Origin of the sequence: Acaryochloris sp. 'Moss Beach', from assembly GCF_021497025.1 — a bacterium.
In the GTDB taxonomy this organism is placed as follows: domain Bacteria; phylum Cyanobacteriota; class Cyanobacteriia; order Thermosynechococcales; family Thermosynechococcaceae; genus Acaryochloris; species Acaryochloris marina_A.
Window position 1 is genome coordinate 2,062,756 of record NZ_CP071717.1, and the last position, 18,674, is coordinate 2,081,429.

General features: G+C 47.9%; 20 protein-coding genes. 12 read left to right on the forward strand and 8 right to left on the reverse strand.

Going from position 1 to position 18,674, the window contains the following annotated elements:
• Window positions 1-3: 3 nt before the first annotated feature.
• The 3 genes from HRE53_RS09580 to HRE53_RS09590 all read right to left on the reverse strand — a co-directional run bounded on the left by HRE53_RS09580 (window position 4) and on the right by HRE53_RS09590 (window position 2,614).
• Window positions 4-990, reverse strand: a complete 987-nt coding sequence (locus HRE53_RS09580) for an RluA family pseudouridine synthase (RefSeq protein ID WP_235110164.1) — start codon at window positions 988-990, stop codon at window positions 4-6.
• Between the two features lie 16 nt (window positions 991-1,006).
• Window positions 1,007-1,678: a PHP domain-containing protein gene (locus HRE53_RS09585; protein ID WP_235110165.1), complete on the reverse strand. Its 672-nt coding sequence runs from the start codon at window positions 1,676-1,678 to the stop codon at window positions 1,007-1,009.
• Window positions 1,679-1,810: 132 nt separating this feature from the next.
• Window positions 1,811-2,614 (reverse strand): TPM domain-containing protein, encoded by an 804-nt coding sequence (locus HRE53_RS09590; protein WP_235110167.1) that lies wholly within the window; start codon window positions 2,612-2,614, stop codon window positions 1,811-1,813.
• A gap of 667 nt (window positions 2,615-3,281) precedes the next feature.
• On the opposite strand from HRE53_RS09590, the gene HRE53_RS09595 reads away from it, so the two are divergent.
• The 3 genes from HRE53_RS09595 to HRE53_RS09605 all read left to right on the forward strand — a co-directional run bounded on the left by HRE53_RS09595 (window position 3,282) and on the right by HRE53_RS09605 (window position 6,226).
• Window positions 3,282-4,265, forward strand: a complete 984-nt coding sequence (locus tag HRE53_RS09595) for an RNA polymerase sigma factor, RpoD/SigA family (RefSeq protein ID WP_212663227.1) — start codon at window positions 3,282-3,284, stop codon at window positions 4,263-4,265.
• Between the two features lie 150 nt (window positions 4,266-4,415).
• A complete protein-coding gene (gene sfsA, locus HRE53_RS09600; RefSeq protein ID WP_235110168.1) occupies window positions 4,416-5,147 on the forward strand; it encodes a DNA/RNA nuclease SfsA in 732 nt (243 codons plus the stop codon).
• 137 nt (window positions 5,148-5,284) lie between these two features.
• A complete protein-coding gene (locus HRE53_RS09605; protein WP_212663229.1) occupies window positions 5,285-6,226 on the forward strand; it encodes a DUF4351 domain-containing protein in 942 nt (313 codons plus the stop codon).
• Here HRE53_RS09605 and HRE53_RS09610 read toward each other — a convergent pair.
• Window positions 6,223-6,993 carry a 7-carboxy-7-deazaguanine synthase QueE gene (locus HRE53_RS09610; RefSeq protein WP_235110169.1) on the reverse strand — a complete coding sequence of 257 codons (771 nt, stop codon included), beginning with the start codon at window positions 6,991-6,993 and terminating at the stop codon, window positions 6,223-6,225. The two genes, HRE53_RS09605 and HRE53_RS09610, sit on opposite strands and share 4 nt — an antisense overlap.
• Window positions 6,994-7,057: 64 nt before the next feature.
• Window positions 7,058-7,744, reverse strand: a complete 687-nt coding sequence (gene queC / locus HRE53_RS09615; RefSeq protein WP_235110170.1) for a 7-cyano-7-deazaguanine synthase QueC — start codon at window positions 7,742-7,744, stop codon at window positions 7,058-7,060.
• Window positions 7,745-8,198: 454 nt separating this feature from the next.
• Between queC and HRE53_RS09620 the strand changes: the two genes are divergently transcribed.
• Window positions 8,199-8,351 (forward strand): hypothetical protein, encoded by a 153-nt coding sequence (locus HRE53_RS09620; protein ID WP_212663232.1) that lies wholly within the window; start codon window positions 8,199-8,201, stop codon window positions 8,349-8,351.
• Here the strand turns inward: HRE53_RS09620 and HRE53_RS09625 are convergent.
• Window positions 8,348-9,010: a ComF family protein gene (locus tag HRE53_RS09625; protein WP_235110171.1), complete on the reverse strand. Its 663-nt coding sequence runs from the start codon at window positions 9,008-9,010 to the stop codon at window positions 8,348-8,350. The two genes, HRE53_RS09620 and HRE53_RS09625, sit on opposite strands and share 4 nt — an antisense overlap.
• 159 nt (window positions 9,011-9,169) lie before the next feature.
• On the opposite strand from HRE53_RS09625, the gene HRE53_RS09630 reads away from it, so the two are divergent.
• Together HRE53_RS09630 and HRE53_RS09635 are read left to right on the forward strand one after the other, a co-directional pair.
• The gene (locus HRE53_RS09630; protein WP_212663234.1) at window positions 9,170-11,476 is read left to right on the forward strand and encodes a putative PEP-binding protein; all 2,307 of its coding nucleotides are present in this window, start codon (window positions 9,170-9,172) and stop codon (window positions 11,474-11,476) included.
• 64 nt (window positions 11,477-11,540) lie between these two features.
• On the forward strand, window positions 11,541-11,867 hold the full coding sequence (locus tag HRE53_RS09635; RefSeq protein WP_235110172.1) for an MgPME-cyclase complex family protein: 327 nt from the start codon (window positions 11,541-11,543) through the stop codon (window positions 11,865-11,867).
• 40 nt (window positions 11,868-11,907) lie between these two features.
• Here HRE53_RS09635 and dapF read toward each other — a convergent pair whose 3' ends face one another.
• Window positions 11,908-12,759, reverse strand: coding sequence for a diaminopimelate epimerase (gene dapF / locus HRE53_RS09640; RefSeq protein ID WP_235110173.1), 852 nt, complete (start codon window positions 12,757-12,759; stop codon window positions 11,908-11,910).
• A gap of 170 nt (window positions 12,760-12,929) precedes the next feature.
• Here dapF and HRE53_RS09645 point away from each other — a divergent pair, with 170 nt between their 5' ends.
• The 6 genes from HRE53_RS09645 to HRE53_RS09670 all read left to right on the forward strand — a co-directional run bounded on the left by HRE53_RS09645 (window position 12,930) and on the right by HRE53_RS09670 (window position 17,332).
• Window positions 12,930-13,145 carry an Hfq-related RNA-binding protein gene (locus tag HRE53_RS09645; protein ID WP_010467763.1) on the forward strand — a complete coding sequence of 72 codons (216 nt, stop codon included), beginning with the start codon at window positions 12,930-12,932 and terminating at the stop codon, window positions 13,143-13,145.
• 107 nt (window positions 13,146-13,252) lie between these two features.
• Window positions 13,253-13,588 (forward strand): hypothetical protein, encoded by a 336-nt coding sequence (locus HRE53_RS09650; protein ID WP_235110174.1) that lies wholly within the window; start codon window positions 13,253-13,255, stop codon window positions 13,586-13,588.
• Window positions 13,589-13,649: 61 nt separating this feature from the next.
• On the forward strand, window positions 13,650-14,522 hold the full coding sequence (locus HRE53_RS09655; RefSeq protein WP_212663238.1) for a M23 family metallopeptidase: 873 nt from the start codon (window positions 13,650-13,652) through the stop codon (window positions 14,520-14,522).
• A gap of 87 nt (window positions 14,523-14,609) precedes the next feature.
• On the forward strand, window positions 14,610-15,164 hold the full coding sequence (locus HRE53_RS09660; protein ID WP_235110175.1) for a TRAP transporter small permease subunit: 555 nt from the start codon (window positions 14,610-14,612) through the stop codon (window positions 15,162-15,164).
• Window positions 15,154-16,518: a TRAP transporter large permease subunit gene (locus tag HRE53_RS09665; RefSeq protein ID WP_212663240.1), complete on the forward strand. Its 1,365-nt coding sequence runs from the start codon at window positions 15,154-15,156 to the stop codon at window positions 16,516-16,518. Before HRE53_RS09660 ends, HRE53_RS09665 begins: the two co-directional genes overlap by 11 nt.
• Before the next feature lie 235 nt (window positions 16,519-16,753).
• Complete coding sequence (locus HRE53_RS09670) at window positions 16,754-17,332, forward strand: SRPBCC family protein (RefSeq protein ID WP_235110177.1); 579 nt, start codon at window positions 16,754-16,756, stop codon at window positions 17,330-17,332.
• A 13-nt stretch (window positions 17,333-17,345) separates the two neighbouring features.
• Here HRE53_RS09670 and HRE53_RS09675 read toward each other — a convergent pair whose 3' ends face one another.
• Window positions 17,346-18,617 (reverse strand): NAD(P)/FAD-dependent oxidoreductase, encoded by a 1,272-nt coding sequence (locus tag HRE53_RS09675; protein WP_235110179.1) that lies wholly within the window; start codon window positions 18,615-18,617, stop codon window positions 17,346-17,348.
• Window positions 18,618-18,674 lie beyond the last annotated feature (57 nt).

The following is an 18,674-nucleotide window of genomic DNA, read 5'->3' on the forward strand; positions in this document are numbered from 1 at the left end:
AAGTCAACCTGCTGGCTGCTCTATGCTGAGGTAGATGTTTACAGGGCTCAGATTAGCTTGATGTTGTAAGCGGTTGAATAACTTAACGAAGTCAGCAGGCAAAGGGGCTTGAATATTGAGTTTTTCTTGAGTGATGGGATGTTGAAGACTTAAGCGCCATGCATGCAAAACTTGTCCTGACAAATTAACCTTCAAGGATCGACCTCGACTATAGAGGGGGTCGCCGACAATGGGCCAACCCATCTGAGCACAATGGACCCGAATTTGATGGGTGCGTCCGGTTTCTAGCTGAAACTTGACCAAGGCATAATTATTCAGGGGTTGGAGCATCTGCCATTGGGTCACGGCAGCTTTGCCTCCTTGTTCTTCAGGCACCACCGCCATTTTGATTCGATCCGATCGATGACGACCAATGGGAAAATCCATCCGTCCCGTTGTGGCTTGTGGACGACCATAGACAATCCCCACATATTCCCGTAGGGCTGTTTTGGCTGCAATCTGGGCCTGGAGATGTTGATGGGCCTGGTCAGTTTTAGCCACCATGATGGCTCCAGTGGTGTCTTTATCAAGACGGTGAACGATACCCGGTCGCTCTACCCCACCAATGCCCGAGAGGGTTGAGCCCTGATCATCTTGGCAATGGGCTAGGAGGCCATGTACGAGAGTACCTGTGGCATGGCCAGGGGCTGGATGGACTACTAGACCTGCAGGCTTGTTGACAATTAGGAGATGGTCATCCTCAAAGAGGATCTCCAAATCCATGGGTTCGGGCTCTAGGGCTAAGGATTTGGGCGCAGGAATTTGAACTTCGACCTGGTCGCCCATGTGTAGAGCATCTTTCTTGGAGGTGCAAATCTCATGATTGATTTGCACATGGCCTTGTTCAATCAGTTTCTGAATATGCGATCGCGACAGTGAATCCACTTGATCAGCCAGCCAGCGGTCAATCCTAGGTGCATCTCCCCCAACAGAAAATTCCAGTTTCTTCATGAGTGGTAAACCTCAGCTAGAGGCGGCGGCAAATATCTAAACCATGGGTATCAGTCCCACAGGTTTGCAGTAAATTGTGCTGGTTAGCCAGTCGCATTAGCGTATTGGTTTGAGATGGACTCGGTTCCCAAGGATCTTTATTCCCATAGCAATAGAAGGTTTCTATCCCATCCATTCCAGCCTGGGCAGCCGCACTGACCAATTCCTTCACCGATCGTCGATATCGGGCGGGATGGGCCAGCACCGCCAGTCCACCTGCTTCATGCAGAGCAGTAATCACGTGGTTGGCCTGAGCCTGATGCCCTGCAGGTGCTGAGCCTAATAGATAAGACTGCAATGCAGCATGATGCGGATCGAAGCCATAGCCCAGGATGTGCACTTGCGTCTCAAGGAGTTTAGATGTAATTTCGATGCCGGTCCACAGCTGAGGCAAGGATTGTGAAGGCTGAGCTTGCAATAGTTCTAACGCGCTCCAATAGCCATCAACACTATGGTGGTCCGTAATCGCTAAGCTCGTTAGGCCCGCTTTAATCGCTTGTTGAACTAATTGCTGTGGTTCCAAGCGCCCATCCGAATGGAGGGTATGCAAATGAAAATTATAGGCATGGGGACAACTTTCAGCAGTAATGGACTGAAAGATTTCTTTCAATCGGCCTACGTCAGTTTGAAGTGTCTTCGTAACAATCACTAAGCAATTACTAAATGCGATGCTTCCAGATTCCAACTATATCTCAATAATTTTGAGCTGTTCAGAACCAAAACTAGCCAAAGTCATACAGCATATAGATCTGTGCCAAAAACAAAAAAGTCAGGCACCCCCTTACACTTCAGAGGTAGGTGGCGCTTTATAGATAGGCGTCAAGAAGGCAATTAAGAACCCAACCGAGAAGCCAGCCACATTTCTCAAGATAGGCAACCATTCCGAAGTCCGAGCCAGAACAGGGCCCAGTCCAAAGGAAAAGAAACAAATCCCCCAAAGAGGAGAGAAAATCAACATCCACTGCCAAGCGAAAGTTTGATCAGCCGTGCGAGGGTGAGCCGAGAAACCACAGATAATTCCACCCATCACAGACGTGATCAGCGTAAAAATCCATTGTTCTTGAGGTAATCCGGGTACGACTCGGCAGCCTCCTTGGTTCAAGCAAGTCTTGACGGAGTCGATGGCTTGAATAATCGATTCATCCTCCCCATTCTCTTGTACAAAGTACTGGTTACCGAACCGAGTCTGCAGTTCAACCCAGAAGGTGCGGGGAAGTAATTGATAAACCGAATCACCGACATTGAAATTGAGAATGTTGCCACCCCGGGAGTCAGCCACCAACAGCACGCTATTTTCATCCAAATTCCAAAAATCTTTGATGGCACGACCAGGAGTCCGATCGTACTGGGTCAAAATTCTCAATTTCCAGCCTGTATCTTGCTCAAAAACGTCTAGATCTTTATCTAGCTTGCTTTTCTGAGTGCTAGTTAGAGCCTGAGCGAGATCCACAATGGAGGTGGGTTCTGCAGGTAATAGTTCAGGTGCTTCAAAGGCTTGTGCGGGTGATGCCCTAACCCATATGCCAAAACCCAGTATTAGACCGAGACAGGCTGTGAACACTCGACGAACAAGATTATGATTCATTAGAACTATTGCGTTGGATGTCAAAAGGTGTTAATTGGCAACTAATTAAGTCAATTTTTTAACACTTATTTAAGTTACTTATCATAATAATACGAATCCCTGGTCTTTGTCATAGCCATCAATCGTTGGGGATGACACAGCCAAACACTTAATTGGCAAGAATCAAGGATTACAAAGACTCTTGGGTCAAAATGTTGAAATTAGTATCTAACCCTAGAAAACAGTGAAAATTTGGATGGGTCCTGGGTATTCTATGGCGTATATCCTTACCTAGGCTTTTTAGGTGGTCCCTTGACCGTCAGATCCAAAATTAACAGCTGTTACTCAGGGTTTTTTCAGGTCTATCGGCGAGGATGTAGTGACCTTGAAACTTTTTAGGCTACAGCACAGTCTATAGGTGAGGATGCTTATACAACTTGTTGCTTATTACAAGAACGGCCAGAAAAGTGGCTTGTGAGGTCACAATAGCCTTAGTGAATACGGTTTACCGAATATTCGAATCTCACCAAGCCTAGAAAAATGGCCTAGTATAGAAGGACAAACTCATACTGACTTCGTTTTTAAGCGGCCTATATCAACACTCACTGATTGCATCATTCACTATTAAATTTGAAATTTGATAGTCTTCATGCCAACATCACCTTCTTAAAGGGGGTAGCTCAAGTCCATGTCCAAAACCAAAACTAAGCAACAAGCTATCTCTGTGTCTCCGACAACAGATATGGTTCGTACCTATCTCCATGAGATTGGTCGAGTGCCTTTGTTGACCCATGAGCAAGAAATCGTTTTTGGTAAGCAAGTACAGGCCATGATGGCGCTTTTAGACTTGCAGAAAACTTTATTGGATGAATTGGGGCGTGAACCTTCCTTAGAAGAGTGGGCAGAGAAAGCCAATCTTAGTCCCTCTCAATTGGAACTGTCCCTGCACCAAGGACAGCAAGCCAAGCAAAAGATGATTGAAGCCAATCTCAGGCTGGTCGTTTCTGTTGCTAAAAAGTACCAAAAGCGAAACCTAGAACTCCTAGACCTGATCCAAGAAGGAACCTTGGGATTAGAACGCGGGGTTGAGAAGTTTGATCCAACCCGAGGGTATAAGTTTTCAACCTATGCCTACTGGTGGATTCGCCAGGCGATCACCCGTGCGATCGCACAACAGGCTCGCACCATTCGACTGCCCATTCACATCACCGAAAAGCTCAACAAAATCAAAAAAGCCCAGCGTGAGTTATCCCAGAAGCTGGGTCGCAGTGCCACCCCCGCTGAAATTGCGGAAGCATTGGAACTAGAGCCCAGCCAAATCCGAGATTATCTCACCATTGCTCGTCAGCCTATTTCGTTAGATCTGAGAGTCGGTGACAATCAGGATACCGAGTTGCGAGACTTGCTGGAAGACGACGGGCAATCTCCGGAGCAATTCACGACCACCCAAGCCCTGCGGGATGACGTGAATCAATTGCTGACGGAGTTAACCCCTCAGCAACGAGATGTCTTAATGCTGCGGTTTGGTCTCGACAACGGTAAGGAGTTATCCCTTGCCAAAGTTGGACAACAATTAAGCCTTAGCAGAGAGCGAGTCCGTCAATTAGAACGGCAAGCCCTAGACTATCTGCGCCGTCGCAAAGGCGAAGTGCGAGAGTATATCGCTAGCTAGTCCTTTAATTAGCTAGTCCTTCAATTTCTTTCCATAAACCTCCAGCGCATTATCTGCACTGGAGGTTTATGATGTGGGGCCTTCAATGGAGACAATGCTGGAGAGACGCGGTAGATTAGTGCAGCCCATGATCCTGGAGAGTTAAAACGAATGGCGGACTGGCTATATCAATATCCCCCCCTACTTGCAGGCAAGCTGATCAAACGATACAAACGTTTTCTGGCCGATATTGAATTAGAGACAGGTGAAGTCGTCACCGCCCATTGCCCTAACACAGGTCCGATGACAGGCATGTCTGCCCCCAATAGCCGAGTGCAAATTTCTAGAAGTAATAACCCCAAACGCAAATTAGCCTATACCTGGGAACTGATTGAAGTCTGCGACACCCAACCCACCTGGGTAGGGGTGAATACTCAAATCCCTAATATTGTTGTCAAGAAACTACTACAAGACCGGCTCTTACCCGCTTTAGGTGACTACGATCAGGTCAAATCTGAAGTTCGCTATGGTCAAGAAAAAAGTCGAATTGATTTTTTGCTTACAGGCACCACTCAACCCACTTATATTGAAGTTAAAAGTACGACCTGGGCCATCGGACAGCAAGCTTTATTTCCAGACACCGTCACGACCCGTGGCCAAAAGCATATTCGGGAGTTAATGTCGGTTTTATCCGAAGCCCGAGCTTACTTACTCTTCTTTATTAATCGAGCCGATTGCACAACCTTTGCCCCCGGAGATCAGGCCGATCCAGAGTATGGAAAACTCCTTAGAGAAGCCGTTTCAGTAGGGGTAAAGCTCTTGCCCTGTCGCTTTGAGATTACACCCGAAGGAATTCGCTATTTAGGGTTGGCAACCGTCGAAGAGAAGTCTTTAACAAGATGAACAGTAGTTTTAAATTAGTATGATTGTATTTCGCTGTTTTTTCTCTCAACATCGAATTGATTTTTAGAGGGAAAAGCGAGATCCTCGCCTGAGGATGTTAGGGTAAATACGATTTAGTTGTGGGGTAGACATTTACGATGGTCGATCGCGATCGTCTATTTAGGGACTTACTCAAAAACTTTTTTCTGGAATTTGTCGATCTCTTCTTTCCAAAAATTGCGGTCGCTATCGACCCCAAATCGATTCGATTCCTAGAAGATGAAGAATCCCCTAAACCTCAAGAGCAGGGAGATAATCCTCCTGCCCCTACTGTGCAAGGGGCTAGCTCTAATGTATTAGTGCAAGTGCGATTACGAGGACAAGAATCATGCTTCTGGGTGCATCTAGAGAATTCATCTGAGACCAATATCAAGCTAGAGCGGCGCATTTTTCATACCTTTGCTCGCCTGGACGAAAAATATAATTTACCGATCTATCCCATTATTTTGCAATCTTCAGATACATCTCAACGTCTGGAAACAAATGGGTATCGGGTTGAATTTGTCGATCGCAGGGTTTTGGATTTTAGCTTTGTTGCCATTCAACTTCATCGCTTAAACTGGCGTGACTTTTTGCAACGTCGCAACCCTGTAGCGGCAGCCCTCATGCCCACGATGAACGTTCAAACCTTTGATCGCCCCGTCGTCAAAGCAGAGTGTCTGAGATTGCTGACCAATTTGCGTTTAGACGCTAAGAAGGTCAAGGTCATCTCTCAATTTATTGAAGCCTTCCTCCATCTCAATGCTGCCGAAGAACAGGTCTTGCAAACAGAGATGGAGCGCATGGGCCTATTAGAGCGAGAGCGGATCACTAATCTGCTGACCAGTACGACTCAAGCCAATCAACAGCAAGGGGCCAAACGAGAAGCCCTAAGCCTAGTTTTTCGACTCTTAAAGCGGCGAGTTGGGGATCTGAATCCGGATCTTGAAGGTCAGGTCCGAAGCTTGCCGGTCAATCAGGTAGAGGACTTGGGGGAAGCCCTGTTAGATTTCAACAATGCAGAAGACCTGAAAAACTGGTTACGCGAAAAAACGGCTTAGAGCTGCCCCAAAAACTTATGGGTTTGGGGTACAACCCTAATCTGACGACAAATCTGTTTGAGCTTTCCTTGCCACGTCAACACTTGATTGGGCGTTGGTGGCTGGACTGGGTGTTGCGCAGACAAAGGCGTCACAGGCTGCAAGAAAATCGTCACAGTAGGATTAATCTCGGCAACCAGCTGGGCAGCTTTGACCAACTCTGTCCAATCGGTTTGTTCGCTAATAATGAGCTTACAAAACACATCTATGTTGGCTTGATGACACAACTCCAAGCTTTGATGATGTTGAGGCCAATGGGTTTCACCACTGACGCTCGGTAACTTCAAATCCATGCCCACACTATCCAGGTAAGGCAACAGGGGGACAAGGGCTTCAGGATGATGCCCGCCCGTTTCTAAATAGATTGGCAATAAAGTCTGTTGCCTGAGTAAAGGCAACAAATCCTGTAGGAATGCCACCTGTAATAGAGGTTCTCCGCCAGTCAGGCTGATGCTGTCATGAATCCCAGGCTGATCCTGCTCTTGAACCCACTCTAGGATTTGGGAAAGGGTGACTGGATTTTGATACTGGGCAAAATCTCGGCAGCCCGGCGTTTTTTCAATTTGACAGCTACTTTTTGGCGTCCATGTTTGGGCACTGTCACAGAAATGACATCGTAGATCACAGCCCCCAAAGCGGATAAAAATTTGACGGGTGCCGACATTCAGTCCTTCCCCTTGAATGGCAGAGAAAATTTCAACTAAGTTGACAGTGGTTGCAGTCTTCATAAAAGCAAATTCTAGGGAAGTAGAGGCCAGCCCAATCGAGTGAAAACACAGGGACGCTCTAAAGTTAGGTCACATAGGATAGCGGATCGGATAAACCGAGTTGGGCAAATGCCGCTAATCGCAATTGGCAGGAATCACATTGGCCACAGGCTTGTGGAGGCGAACCACCGCCATCACTGTAGCAAGACCAGGTCCGCTCCCACGGCACCCCCAGATCGTTGCCCAATTCGATAATGGCAGACTTATGCAAATTGATTAGAGGGGTACAAATTTCGATGGCCTGACCTTCTCGACCGAGTTTGGTCCCTAACCGAAACACCTCTTGCATCGATTGAATAAAGTCAGGGCGACAGTCGGGATATCCCGAATAATCCAATTGGTTGACCCCGATATACACCTGCTCTGCTGAAATAGTCTCGGCATAAGCTAGGGCAAAGCTGAGGAAGATCGTATTGCGAGCTGGAACGTAAGTCACGGGGATATGATCTGCCATCTCTTCAATCGAACGAGACGGTAAGTCAATTTGGGTATCGGTTAAGGCAGATCCACCCCAGAGGGTGAGGTCAAAGGCCACAATTTGATGTTGAGTAACTTGGGCTGAGTTTGCGATCGCAACGGCCGCATCCAATTCCTGACGATGACGCTGCTGATAATCAAAGGAAATGGCATAACAGTCAGCCCCATCAGCCTTAGCCTTGTATAAAACAGTGGATGAGTCCAAGCCACCTGACAAGAGGACAACAGCTTTCATATCCCATCCCCCTGAATTTTGTAGTGATTGATCGTAGGTTGGGTACCTGCCATGGAGAAGTCAGTGAAAAACAAGAGGTGACTATTGGTTGCTCAGGACAGCCCGCCACAGCCACAAGTCCCAGTGACTTATTGTATCGACTTCAGGGATGAGATGGAGCCTACCTACGGCCGCAAGCTCCCACGACAGAACTATAAGATATTGTTAAGCACACTTAACAATAGTAAGCCTCACAAAAGCAGAACAAATCTCTTTTCACAACCATGATGGCGATAAATGCTTAGGTATAAATACTGCCCAATTCCCGTCTAGGAAACGCTTATAGACCGTTCATTTAATATCAACCGTGATCAAATGAGTGATAAAGCATGAGTTTGGGCATACTAGCAATAAGAATTAAAATATGTTAAGTTAACTTTAGTTAACAACCTCAACATCTTAGGGAGCTAAATTCATGTCTTCTGACTTCAACAAAGGCATCATGAAGTTCGACAACGCTGACAACCCCGTCACTGTCGCTCTATCAGCAATCATTATTTTTGGCAGCATCGGCCTCTTGATTGGTTGGAGTCTCGAAACTGCATACCTCGTGGGTCAGCTCGGTTAAGCCTTAGCCACCACCGCAATTCCTGACACTTTGAAGCCTGCTTGGCTTAATGCCTCGACAGCTGAGTGAATGGTTGCACCCGTCGTATAGATATCATCCAGCAGCACAATATTTTTTCCACATTCCTTCTTTGCTAACTCAGACCCTAGTTGAAAGGCTTGGGAAACGTTAATAAGACGGTCTTGTGGCGACAAATTAAATTGAGCAGCTGTAGCTTTTACTCTCACCAAACCATTGAGAGTCAGATTCAATCCTGTAACTTGGCAAAAGCTTTTGGCGATTAACGCCGATTGATTATATCCTCGCTCCTGCTGTCTTCCTTCGTGGAGTGGAATAGGGATAACGATAGATTGCCGATTGTAAGACTGATTTTCTAGCCAAGCGATTCCCAAGAGTTGACCTAAGAGATGAGCAATTTGAGCTTGTTGGTCATACTTGAGACGCCCTAATAATTGCTTCAGCAGACCTTGATAATGCCCCCATGCAATCAGAGGGTGATTGTCTGCAAATGTGAGAGAAACTGTTGCTTGGCAAGTTTCTAATTTGTGGCGACAGTCTGGGCATAAAACGCCAGATGAAAATCGCTTGCACATCGTACAGCGCGGCTTCAGGACAAGCTGTTGTAAGGACTTGAGTAAAGCGCTTTTCACCTCAAACACGCCATTTTTGCAGAATGGCAAGCAATTGAGTTATACAGCATTGTTTGGGAAGATACCGAGTAGAGTGTCTCTTATCTTACGATCTGGAACTAAAAAGTATCGATATATTGCTTTATAGGTTTAGTGATATCTCCAAGACCTGCAGGTCTTGGGACTAAGATGAGATCGTCTGTTCAAGACCATTTTGTGGAAAGCCTGTACTGGTTAGATAAACAAGAAACTGCTCACTCCCTGCGGGTGGGTGATTCTGCATTAGGACTAGCTGAACTCTACAAGGCCCAAATACCAATTTTGCCCAGTGCAGTCATTGGTACAGTGTCTCTCCAGCAGTTTTGTCAATCGATTGCTTGGTCTTCCCCTTTCTTAGGTGATTTTCCCCATGTGAGTCTGCGCATACAAGCAGAACAACCTTTTCAGCTACAAGCAGTCGCAGAAGAAATCGCCCAAGGATTCGAGCAGACTGCCTTACCCGCGCTGTGGCTACAGACTGTTTCGGTAGAATTGCAGAGTCTATCCAACTGCTGGCGTCTATGCCCATCCTTGACCTTACCGAAACCTTGGGCTCAATTTACTCCCCTCTTGACGGAGATGTTGCCGGTTCAATACTGTTCCGTGACCAACCTTGGCAAAGCTATCAAACAAGCTTGGAACAGTGTTTTTACAGCTCAGACACTCCTGCTAATGCAGAAACAGGCGATTCCGATTGATCAGTTACGATTAGCTCTGTTATTACAGCCAGTCGATTCAGCCCAGGCATCCGGATTTTTAACCGCCACAGAAACCCACATCCAGATTCAAGCAACTCATGGTCTCAGCAACAGCCTGATGACCGGCGAAATCTTACCTGACACCTATATCTATGACCGCCAGGTGAAGCAGTGGCATCGCTATTCTGGACATATCACTAGTGCCTACCAGGCTCCTTTTGAAACGTCTTTAGGGGAGCAAGATTTAGGACAACAGATCCTGGAGCCAACTTCAGGATCTTGGGTTCTTGATCAACCTCAGTTAGAAAAATTACTAGTTTTAGCTCAAGATCTGCCTCCTTTCAATCCTTTGTTACAGGCTGTGGAATGGATATTCCCTGGGAAAGAATCCGAGGCACTCAAAGTTGCAGGTTTATGGCCAGCCATGCCCTTGTCGACCTTAAATCACTCTCTTAAGTCGCAGGAAGACCAAGCCCCATCTTCTATAATCGCAACAGGAGTAGCGGCAGCGGTAGGGCAAGCAACGGCTCCGATTCTCGTCTGTCAAGATCCTAGTCAACTTCAGCCTCAAAACGTGGCCAATCGGATTGTTGTGCTGACACAGGTCATGCCCTCTGATTGGGTTTGGTTGCAAAAGGTTGCTGGCTTAATTTGTACGACAGGCGGACATACCTCTCATGGGGCAATTATGGCTCGTGAACTGGGGTTACCTGCTGTTGTCGGCGTCGCTGCTGCATTGGATACATTCCAGTCAGGGCAAATGGTGTTGCTAGACGGGAATCAAGGCAAGGTCTTTGCTGCACCCTCCTCTAGTTCGCCGGCAAGTTCAGCATTATCTACTCATGCCGAACCTGCGCCCGAGATCAAACTGCAGACCACCCAATTGTGGGTGAACCTCAGTCAGTCCCAACGAGTAGAACGGGCGTTACAGCTACCCGTCCATGGCGTGGGCTTATTACGATCTGAATGGTTTCTGCTAGATATTTGCCAAGGACAATTACCTGGGATTTGGATACAACAACAGGGGGCTGACGCATTTGTCAGCCATTTAAGCCATCATTTACAGTCCTTTGTACAGGCCTGGCACCCTCGGCCTGTGTCGTATCGGTCCCTAGACTACAAACAGGATGCTGCCCATCCGTTACAACCGGCCCACTCAATTTTAGAATTGCGGGGGGGAGCACAATATATGTATGACTCCACCCTCTTCGATCTGGAATTGCAGGCTCTGGCACGTCTTTGCCACCGAGGATATCGCAATATACGCTTGATCTTGCCGTTTATCCGTTCTGTTGAAGAATTTATATTTTGTCGAAATCGGATTCAAGCCGCTCATCTATTGGAGCATCTGCAGGTTTGGATCATGGCGGAAGTGCCTTCAGTGCTGTTTCAACTGCCTGAATATGTCGCAGCAGGGGTGCAGGGCATTGCGATTGGCACTAATGATTTAACCCAGCTGCTCTTAGGCGTTAATCGAGAGAATACCTATTTGACGGAGCGATATGGGGCTGACCATCCCGCCGTCGTTACAGCCCTCTCCCAACTGGTCAAGACTGCCAAAGCGCTGGAAATCCCCTGTTCGATTTGTGGCCAAGCCCCCGTCCAACATCCGCAACTCATTCACCAGTTTGTTGAATGGGGAGTGACGGCAATTTCTGTGGATATGTCTGCAGTACCCGCAACTCAGATTGCGATCGCAAACGCCGAAGCACAACTCAAATCCAAATCTTCCCCATCTTCAGTTATCCAAAAAGGTTGATGGACTGAGATAATGGCAATGGGCGTCCCTCAATACGTCTTCGTTCATTTGTCTTTTCTAAGCCATGCAAACTTACCACTACGCCCTTGCCAGTCAGCGCTATCTCTTTGAAGAAGAGCCCTTTGAAGAAGTTCTCAAAGAACGTCATCGTTACTACAAAGAAAAAAATAAAGAGATTGATTTTTGGGTGGTCATGCAGCCTGCATTTCTAGACCTGCCAGAAATGCAAGCCATCAAAGCCAAGTGTCCTCAGCCTGCTGTGGCGATTGTGTCTACCAATCCGACCTTTGTGACTTGGTTGAAGTTGCGGTTGGAATATGTTTACATCGGCGAGTTTCAGGCCCCTTCAGAAAGCATCCCTGATCCCCTAGCATCTTTAGCTTCCGTATAGTTTTTGGGCTTAAGGCTGCTGATTCAGGTCAAGGGTGGCCCTATGCCGCCTCATAAATCCCCGTAAATACTTTTTCTGCTGGACCCGTCATCAAAACGGACTGCCCTTCGCCGTCCCAGCGAATCTGCAAAGGCCCCCCTGGCAGTTCAATCGTCGCTTGAGAGTGACTCTTACCCGTGAGTACTCCTGCCACTAGAACGGCACAGGCTCCCGTTCCGCAAGCTAGGGTTGGACCTGCGCCCCGCTCCCACACCAACATTTTTAGATAGTCAGGGCGCATCACCTGTATGAATTCGGTGTTAATGCGTTGAGGAAATGCAGGGTGATGCTCAAACTGAGGACCAAGGGTCTGGAAATCAATTGCCTCTAAGTCTCCAACAAAGGTGATGCAGTGGGGATTGCCCATACTGACGCAGGTCACTGACCAGGACTGTCCTCCCACCTCCAAGGGCTGATTCACGACCGGATCGGTGCCTTGTCCCAAAGTCGTCGGAATCTCTTGGGGCACCAGAAAGGGAGGTCCCATATCCACCTTTACCAGGCCATCGGCCTGCAAGCTAGGGGTAATGGTGCCTGCCAAGGTATGAATTCGATAGGTTATTTCGGTTTGGGGGGGCTTGCCTTCTAAATGGGCTAGGAAGCGGGCTAAACAGCGAATACCATTGCCACACATCTCCGGTTCGGAACCGTCGGAGTTATAGATGCGCATGGTGTAGTCCGTGTCCCCTTCTGGAGGTAAGGCAAAGATAACGCCATCTCCGCCGATACCGAAGTTGCGATCGCACATCCGCACCGCTTGTTCGGGAGTCAAACAGGGTTGAGCTTGGTGGCGATTATCGATCAGGATAAAATCATTTCCCAATCCTTGATATTTTGTAAACTCAACCCGCATCGGTATTCCTTAGGCAAAAACAACGTCTTTCTATACTACTCTGGCAATCAGAGAAGTCTATGCCAAGATTTTTATGGGTATCATGGCAGGATAAACCATCTCTATAATGGCTTCACGGATCACCTCCGCAACGCCTAATCTGTTCTTTTATCCCTCTCGCAGCGAAAATAATGTCAACTGAACTTGATGTCAAACTGCCTAGTTTTCGGCAACTTCAGACTCTGATTCAAGAAGAATCTGAAGTGGAGATCAAATTAATCACCAACGATTTACTCGTCGGCAAAGTGCGTTGGCAAGATAATTTCTGTATCTGCTTACTCGATCATTATGATCAGCCGACCATCGTCTGGAAGCAGGCTATCGTCTTTCTCAAACCCAAGCCTTAGGCAATCTTCAGGTGTAAAATTGTGAGATTAAGACGGTAGCTCAGTATAGAATCCACAACATTTAATGGCAAAATAGCCGATTGGTTTGCAGTAAAAGGAAACGAACCATGACCCAGGGGGTTGACAGTCGAAGTTCCCAGTCTTATCAGCCGATAGGGGCATATCTAGTGGAAGCGGGGCTAATCACAGACGCCCAAGTAGGGGTAGCCCTCGCGGATCAGAATGTCACGGCTATGCCATTTGGTGAGATTGTCGTGGCTCGAGGTTGGGTCAAAGAGCAAACTGTTGAATTTATTATGCATCGGGTAGTACTCCCCGAGCGGAGCAGCCAAGCAGCACCCGACGGCATGCAAGATTGCTTAACCCATCGCCAGCGACCAGCACCTGGTCAAATCGATCCCCACTCAACAACACCCCAAGCAGGGGTGTCCTGGCTCGGCTAGCGGAACCTAGTTCATCGCCATCTAGACTATGTACTTGTAGACTGCATCCGTTTATCTCTGCATGACTTATAAGAATCTTCGTAGGCTGAGCTTTCTCCTCTTCGCTACAGTAGGAAGCACCCTATCTACCGCCTTATCTGCCCAAGCGTTAGACGTCACTATAACCCCGAAAAAGCCCAGATTGGGCGACACTCTGGCCATTACCGTCAAGCCGGATCCAGGCGAACAACTCACTCAAGCCCCCGTCGTCAAAGTGGCGGGCAAAAAACTTCCCGTCTATCCCATCGCGACCAACCGCTGGCGGGCTTTTTTACCCACCATTCCCTTAGAAAAACATGGTCGTCGCAGCCTGGTTGTGACGGGGAATCAACAAGCACGCAACATGGTGCTGTGGATTGGTAAAAAATGGTACCGGACCCAGAGCATTTGGTTACCCCCTGGTAAAGGTTCAGGCACAGACTTTGAATTCGATCGCGTGGATGCCTTTAAAGCCATTGTCTCTCCTAAAAAACTTTGGAGCGGAAAGTTCCTCCGTCCTAATAATGGCCCTCTCACTGCTGGGTATGGAATCAAACGAATTTACAATGGCGATTACTCCGATCCCGATTATCATCGAGGCTTAGATTATGCAGGCTGGGGTGGATCTCCCGTCAAAGCTTCAGCTGCTGGCCAGGTGCGCCTCGTGGGTCGAGAATCTCAAGGGTTCCGGATTCATGGCAATGTCATTGGCATTGATCATGGCCAAGGGGTGAATACGGTATATCTACATTTACGAAATATTAAAGTCAAAGAAGGCCAAATGGTTCGTGCCGGCCAAATCATCGGCACGGTCGGTTCAACCGGTGCGTCGACGGGGCCTCACCTCCACTTTGGGTTAAATGTGAATGGCCAAGCTGTTGATCCAACCCCATGGCTGAAATGGGGTTTGCAATAACAGCGTCCGTTTTTCTCTCTGCGTTCTGATTCAGGGCCGTGATCTGAGAGGATAGGTCTCAGACGGATTGTGGAGGCCCCTAGAAGATTGCAAAAGCTGTTGCGACTATCTCAGCTCATCGATCGTATTAACGAAGGCGTGGGCAAATTTGCCGTCCTCCTAATTCCGTTGATGATTGCCATTGGGGTTTGGAATACCTTAGGGCGAAAAATAGGCAATTTGATCGGCCAAAATCTGAGTTCCAATTCCTTGATTGAGGGACAAGCCTATCTATTCGCCCTCACATTTTTATTGGGGGCAGCCTATACCTTCAAACACAATGGCCATGTGCGAGTCGATGCGTTTTATGATCGCTGGCCGCCCCAGCGACAGGCTTGGGTCAACTTCTTAGGGGCATTACTCTTTGTCATCCCCTTTTGTAGTCTGATGATCTTTTACGTCTGGTCCCCCATCATCAATTCTTGGGAGGTTTGGGAAGTCTCACCGGATGCAGGGGGCTTACCCCGTTATCCCATTAAATCTGTGGTCTGCGTCTTCTTTGTACTGCTCTTGCTACAAGGCATTTCAGAAGCCATCAAAAATGGGATCAAACTGAGACGGTTCAGCCTCGGCCAAGACGGAGAAACCGACCATGGACTATAACTGGCTGAGCCTGGCCATGTTTGGGGTCGCCTTAGTCCTGCTGTCGGCAGGTTATCCGGTGGCCTTCACCTTGAGTGGCGTGGCTCTGTTATTCAGCATGTTACCCACAGCCATCAGTTGGGTCGATCCAGAAATTTTGGTAGATCCCAATCTGTTGGCTATGCCTCAGGAAATTTTCGCCACCATGCTGAGCAATACGCTCCTGGCGATTCCCTACTTTATTTTTATGGGGGCCATGCTGGAGAAATCAGGCTTAGCCGAGAAGCTGCTCGAAACCATCGGTATTCTCTTCGGTCCAATTCGCGGCGGACTGGCTTTAGCTGTGGTGTTTGTGGGGGCTTTGCTAGCCGCGACAACAGGCGTTGTAGCCGCCTCGGTCGTAGCCATGGGCCTAATCTCGCTGCCGATCATGCTCCGCTACAACTACAGTAAGGAGCTAACTGCCGGGGTAATTGTCGCCTCTGGAACCTTGGGGCAAATTATCCCCCCCAGCGTGGTGCTAGTGGTGTTAGGGGATCAACTCGGTGTGCCGGTGGGAGATTTATTCCTAGGGGCCTTGATTCCAGGTTTAATGATTGCCGGGATGTTTGCCCTGCATATTATTATTGTTGCCATCTTTAAACCCGAGGCTGCCCCCGCTTTGCCCCTCTCCGTCAGGGAAATCCAAGGGAAAGAGCTAGCGCTTCGAGTCATCAAAGTCTTAATTCCACCCCTAGCCCTGATTTTTTTGGTTTTGGGCAGTATCTTTTGGGGAATTGCAACGCCCACAGAAGCAGGAGCCTTGGGGGCATTAGGCGCCATTCTGCTAGCCTGGGCCAATGGTGAATTTTCCTTAAAGCGGCTGTTTGAAGTATCAGAGTCTACCCTTCGCATCACCAGTATGGTGATGCTAATTCTGATCGGCTCTCGGGCCTTTAGCCTAATCTTTATTGGTTTAGGCGGAAATATCCTGGTCTCTGATGCATTGCAAAACCTACCGGGCGGTGAACTTAGCTTCTTAATCGTCAGTATGCTGACGGTATTTTTGCTAGGTTTCTTTATCGACTTTTTTCAAATCGCCTTTATTGTGGTGCCCATTTTTCGGCCCATCGCCCAATCCTTGGACATGGACTTGCTGTGGTATGGCATTTTGCTTGGGGTCAACTTACAAACGTCGTTTTTAACCCCTCCCTTCGGCTTTGCCTTGTTCTACTTAAGGGGGGTCGCTCCACCCGAAATCAAAACGTCAGACATTTATCGCGGGGCCATCCCTTTTATCGTCCTGCAGCTGATTGTGTTGGTGCTTTTGGTACAGTTCCCGGAGCTTGTAACGTTTTTACCTTCCTTAAAGTCAGCACCAACGGGTGGCGTATAGCTATATTTTTTGCAGGGAAATAAAATTTTAGACCCAGTGATGGCCCATTGCAGGTAATTGGGAATACTAAGGGGTAATCGGCAAATCGGTTAAAGTACGTTGCGTATTTATGACCTCAAGCTGCGATAACTTCTAGGACACTCCTGAGTCGATCTGTGAAACAGAATACATATTTTGTAATAAATAGAGCTATGATGGCCCTGACTGTTATTTCTCCACTAGGAGTTTAACCGGTATGTCCCATCGCGATCCTGTTATGAGTGTTCCCGCTGCAGCGGTTGATCCAACTCACGCTCTCCTCTCTCCTCAGCAAATGGTTGATCTATTGCAAGGTAAAATCCTCTTGGATGTCCGGTCCCACACCCATTGGGGAGGTGCAGTAACAGCGACCATGTACTTACCTCGGGTGCGATCGCATATTTGGTCTCAGCTCACAACCTACAGTCGCTGGGTGCGATTCTTTCCTGATATTGTCAAAAGCGAAGTGCTGGAGCATGCCTCCCAAACGGCAGGACAAACCCATCGTCTTTATCAGGCTGCCCGAAAAACTTTTTTCTTACTGTCCGTCGATGTAGAAATCTTCCTGAAAGTCTCAGAAAGATTTCAGGAAAATATCAAATTTTCCTTAGAGCGGGGCAGCTTTAGTGACTTTTCCGCTGACCTGACGCTGCAGGACTGTGGTGAGGGCACAATCCTCACCTATTCTGTTGCAGCTACACCACTGATTCCCATGCCGTCTATCTTCATTCAAGAGGCCATTCGCGCAGATCTGCCTGGGAATATGAAGCATATGCGTCAAGCACTCTGTAGCTAAACACTGAGCCAAATTAGCTAGCTTGTTTGACCTTATTAATCCACCCTTGATGGATATCGAGAACCTCTGAGTAGGGAAGATCCGAGTCGAAAACGAGGTCAAATAAAAAGGGGGGAAATTGTTTGGGAAACCAACGATTTAAGAGTCGGCTGACTTGTAATCGCAGAATAAACTCAAACACCAACCATCTATTGCGGGGAAAGGAATAGTCTGATAGCTCTCTTAAGGCATGGACTTCGGGAATTCTCTGGGTTGAAAACTCCGGTAAGGTTTGTGACCAGTTATCTTGGTGTTGATCTAGGAGTTGATTCAAGATCCCCACATCTTGAAGCGCAGAGTTACAGCCCTGGCCAATGGAGGCAGACACTGCATGAACTGCATCTCCAATTAAGAGAATATTTGAGCCTTCATGAAACCGTTGGCACCGGACCGTAGTAATTTTTGCTACGGGCCGCGACAGCAATGCTGCCGCTTCATCCAGGGTCATCAGTGCTCCAAACCGGGGGAAATTCTCCTGCACAAAAGCCAGTACCTCTTCTTTTGTAGTGTATTGGGCGATGGGGCTCTGATCACGCTTAAAGATCAGAACACCATTGAGCTGTGAGTTCCCTTGAGGGACCAACATCATGCGGACGTTGTTGGATAAATTCCAGGTATGCACTTTGTCCGCAGCTAGCTGAATTCCATCTTCTGGCTGGTTGAGAAAGACCGATTTGTAGGCGTCGGGAATTAAGGTCTGCTCGCAGGGGAAGTTAACCTGTTCAGTCAAGGCCTCTCTCACCTTTGAGCCCGCTCCATCTGCCCCCACAACGACATCATAGGTATGGGAGACGACTTCACCAGCTTGCTCAAATAGAAGGGTTTGCGCGGATGGATTAAGGCCCGTACATCGACAGTCAAACTGCACTACAAACTGATCAGATGAGTACTGGTCTGATAAAAATTTCAGCAAGACTACCACGAGCTGCAGGCGATCAATCATCAAGCTAGGAGTCTTGCGAGGAATGACTCGATTTTTTTTTGAGACTTGATGCATGATCGTGCCATTACAAACCGTGCTTCGATCTGTAACGGCCTTTTCTAGACCGGGTATTCCTCGGAGGGCCTGTCGTCCCCGCTCCTGCAATGAAATCGGAAAGGTTCGATTCTGTACTTGTTGAGTCAGCCTCGGGTCAGAACGCTGCTCAAACACACTGACCCGATATCCGGGTCGTTTTAACAGGTACCCTGCCAACAACAGACCTGCAGGGCCTGCTCCTACAATCACAACATGCTGATCCGCCACTATGCACCTGCTCTAAGCATTCAGAACATGCATCAATTATCTCATTTCACCGAAAAT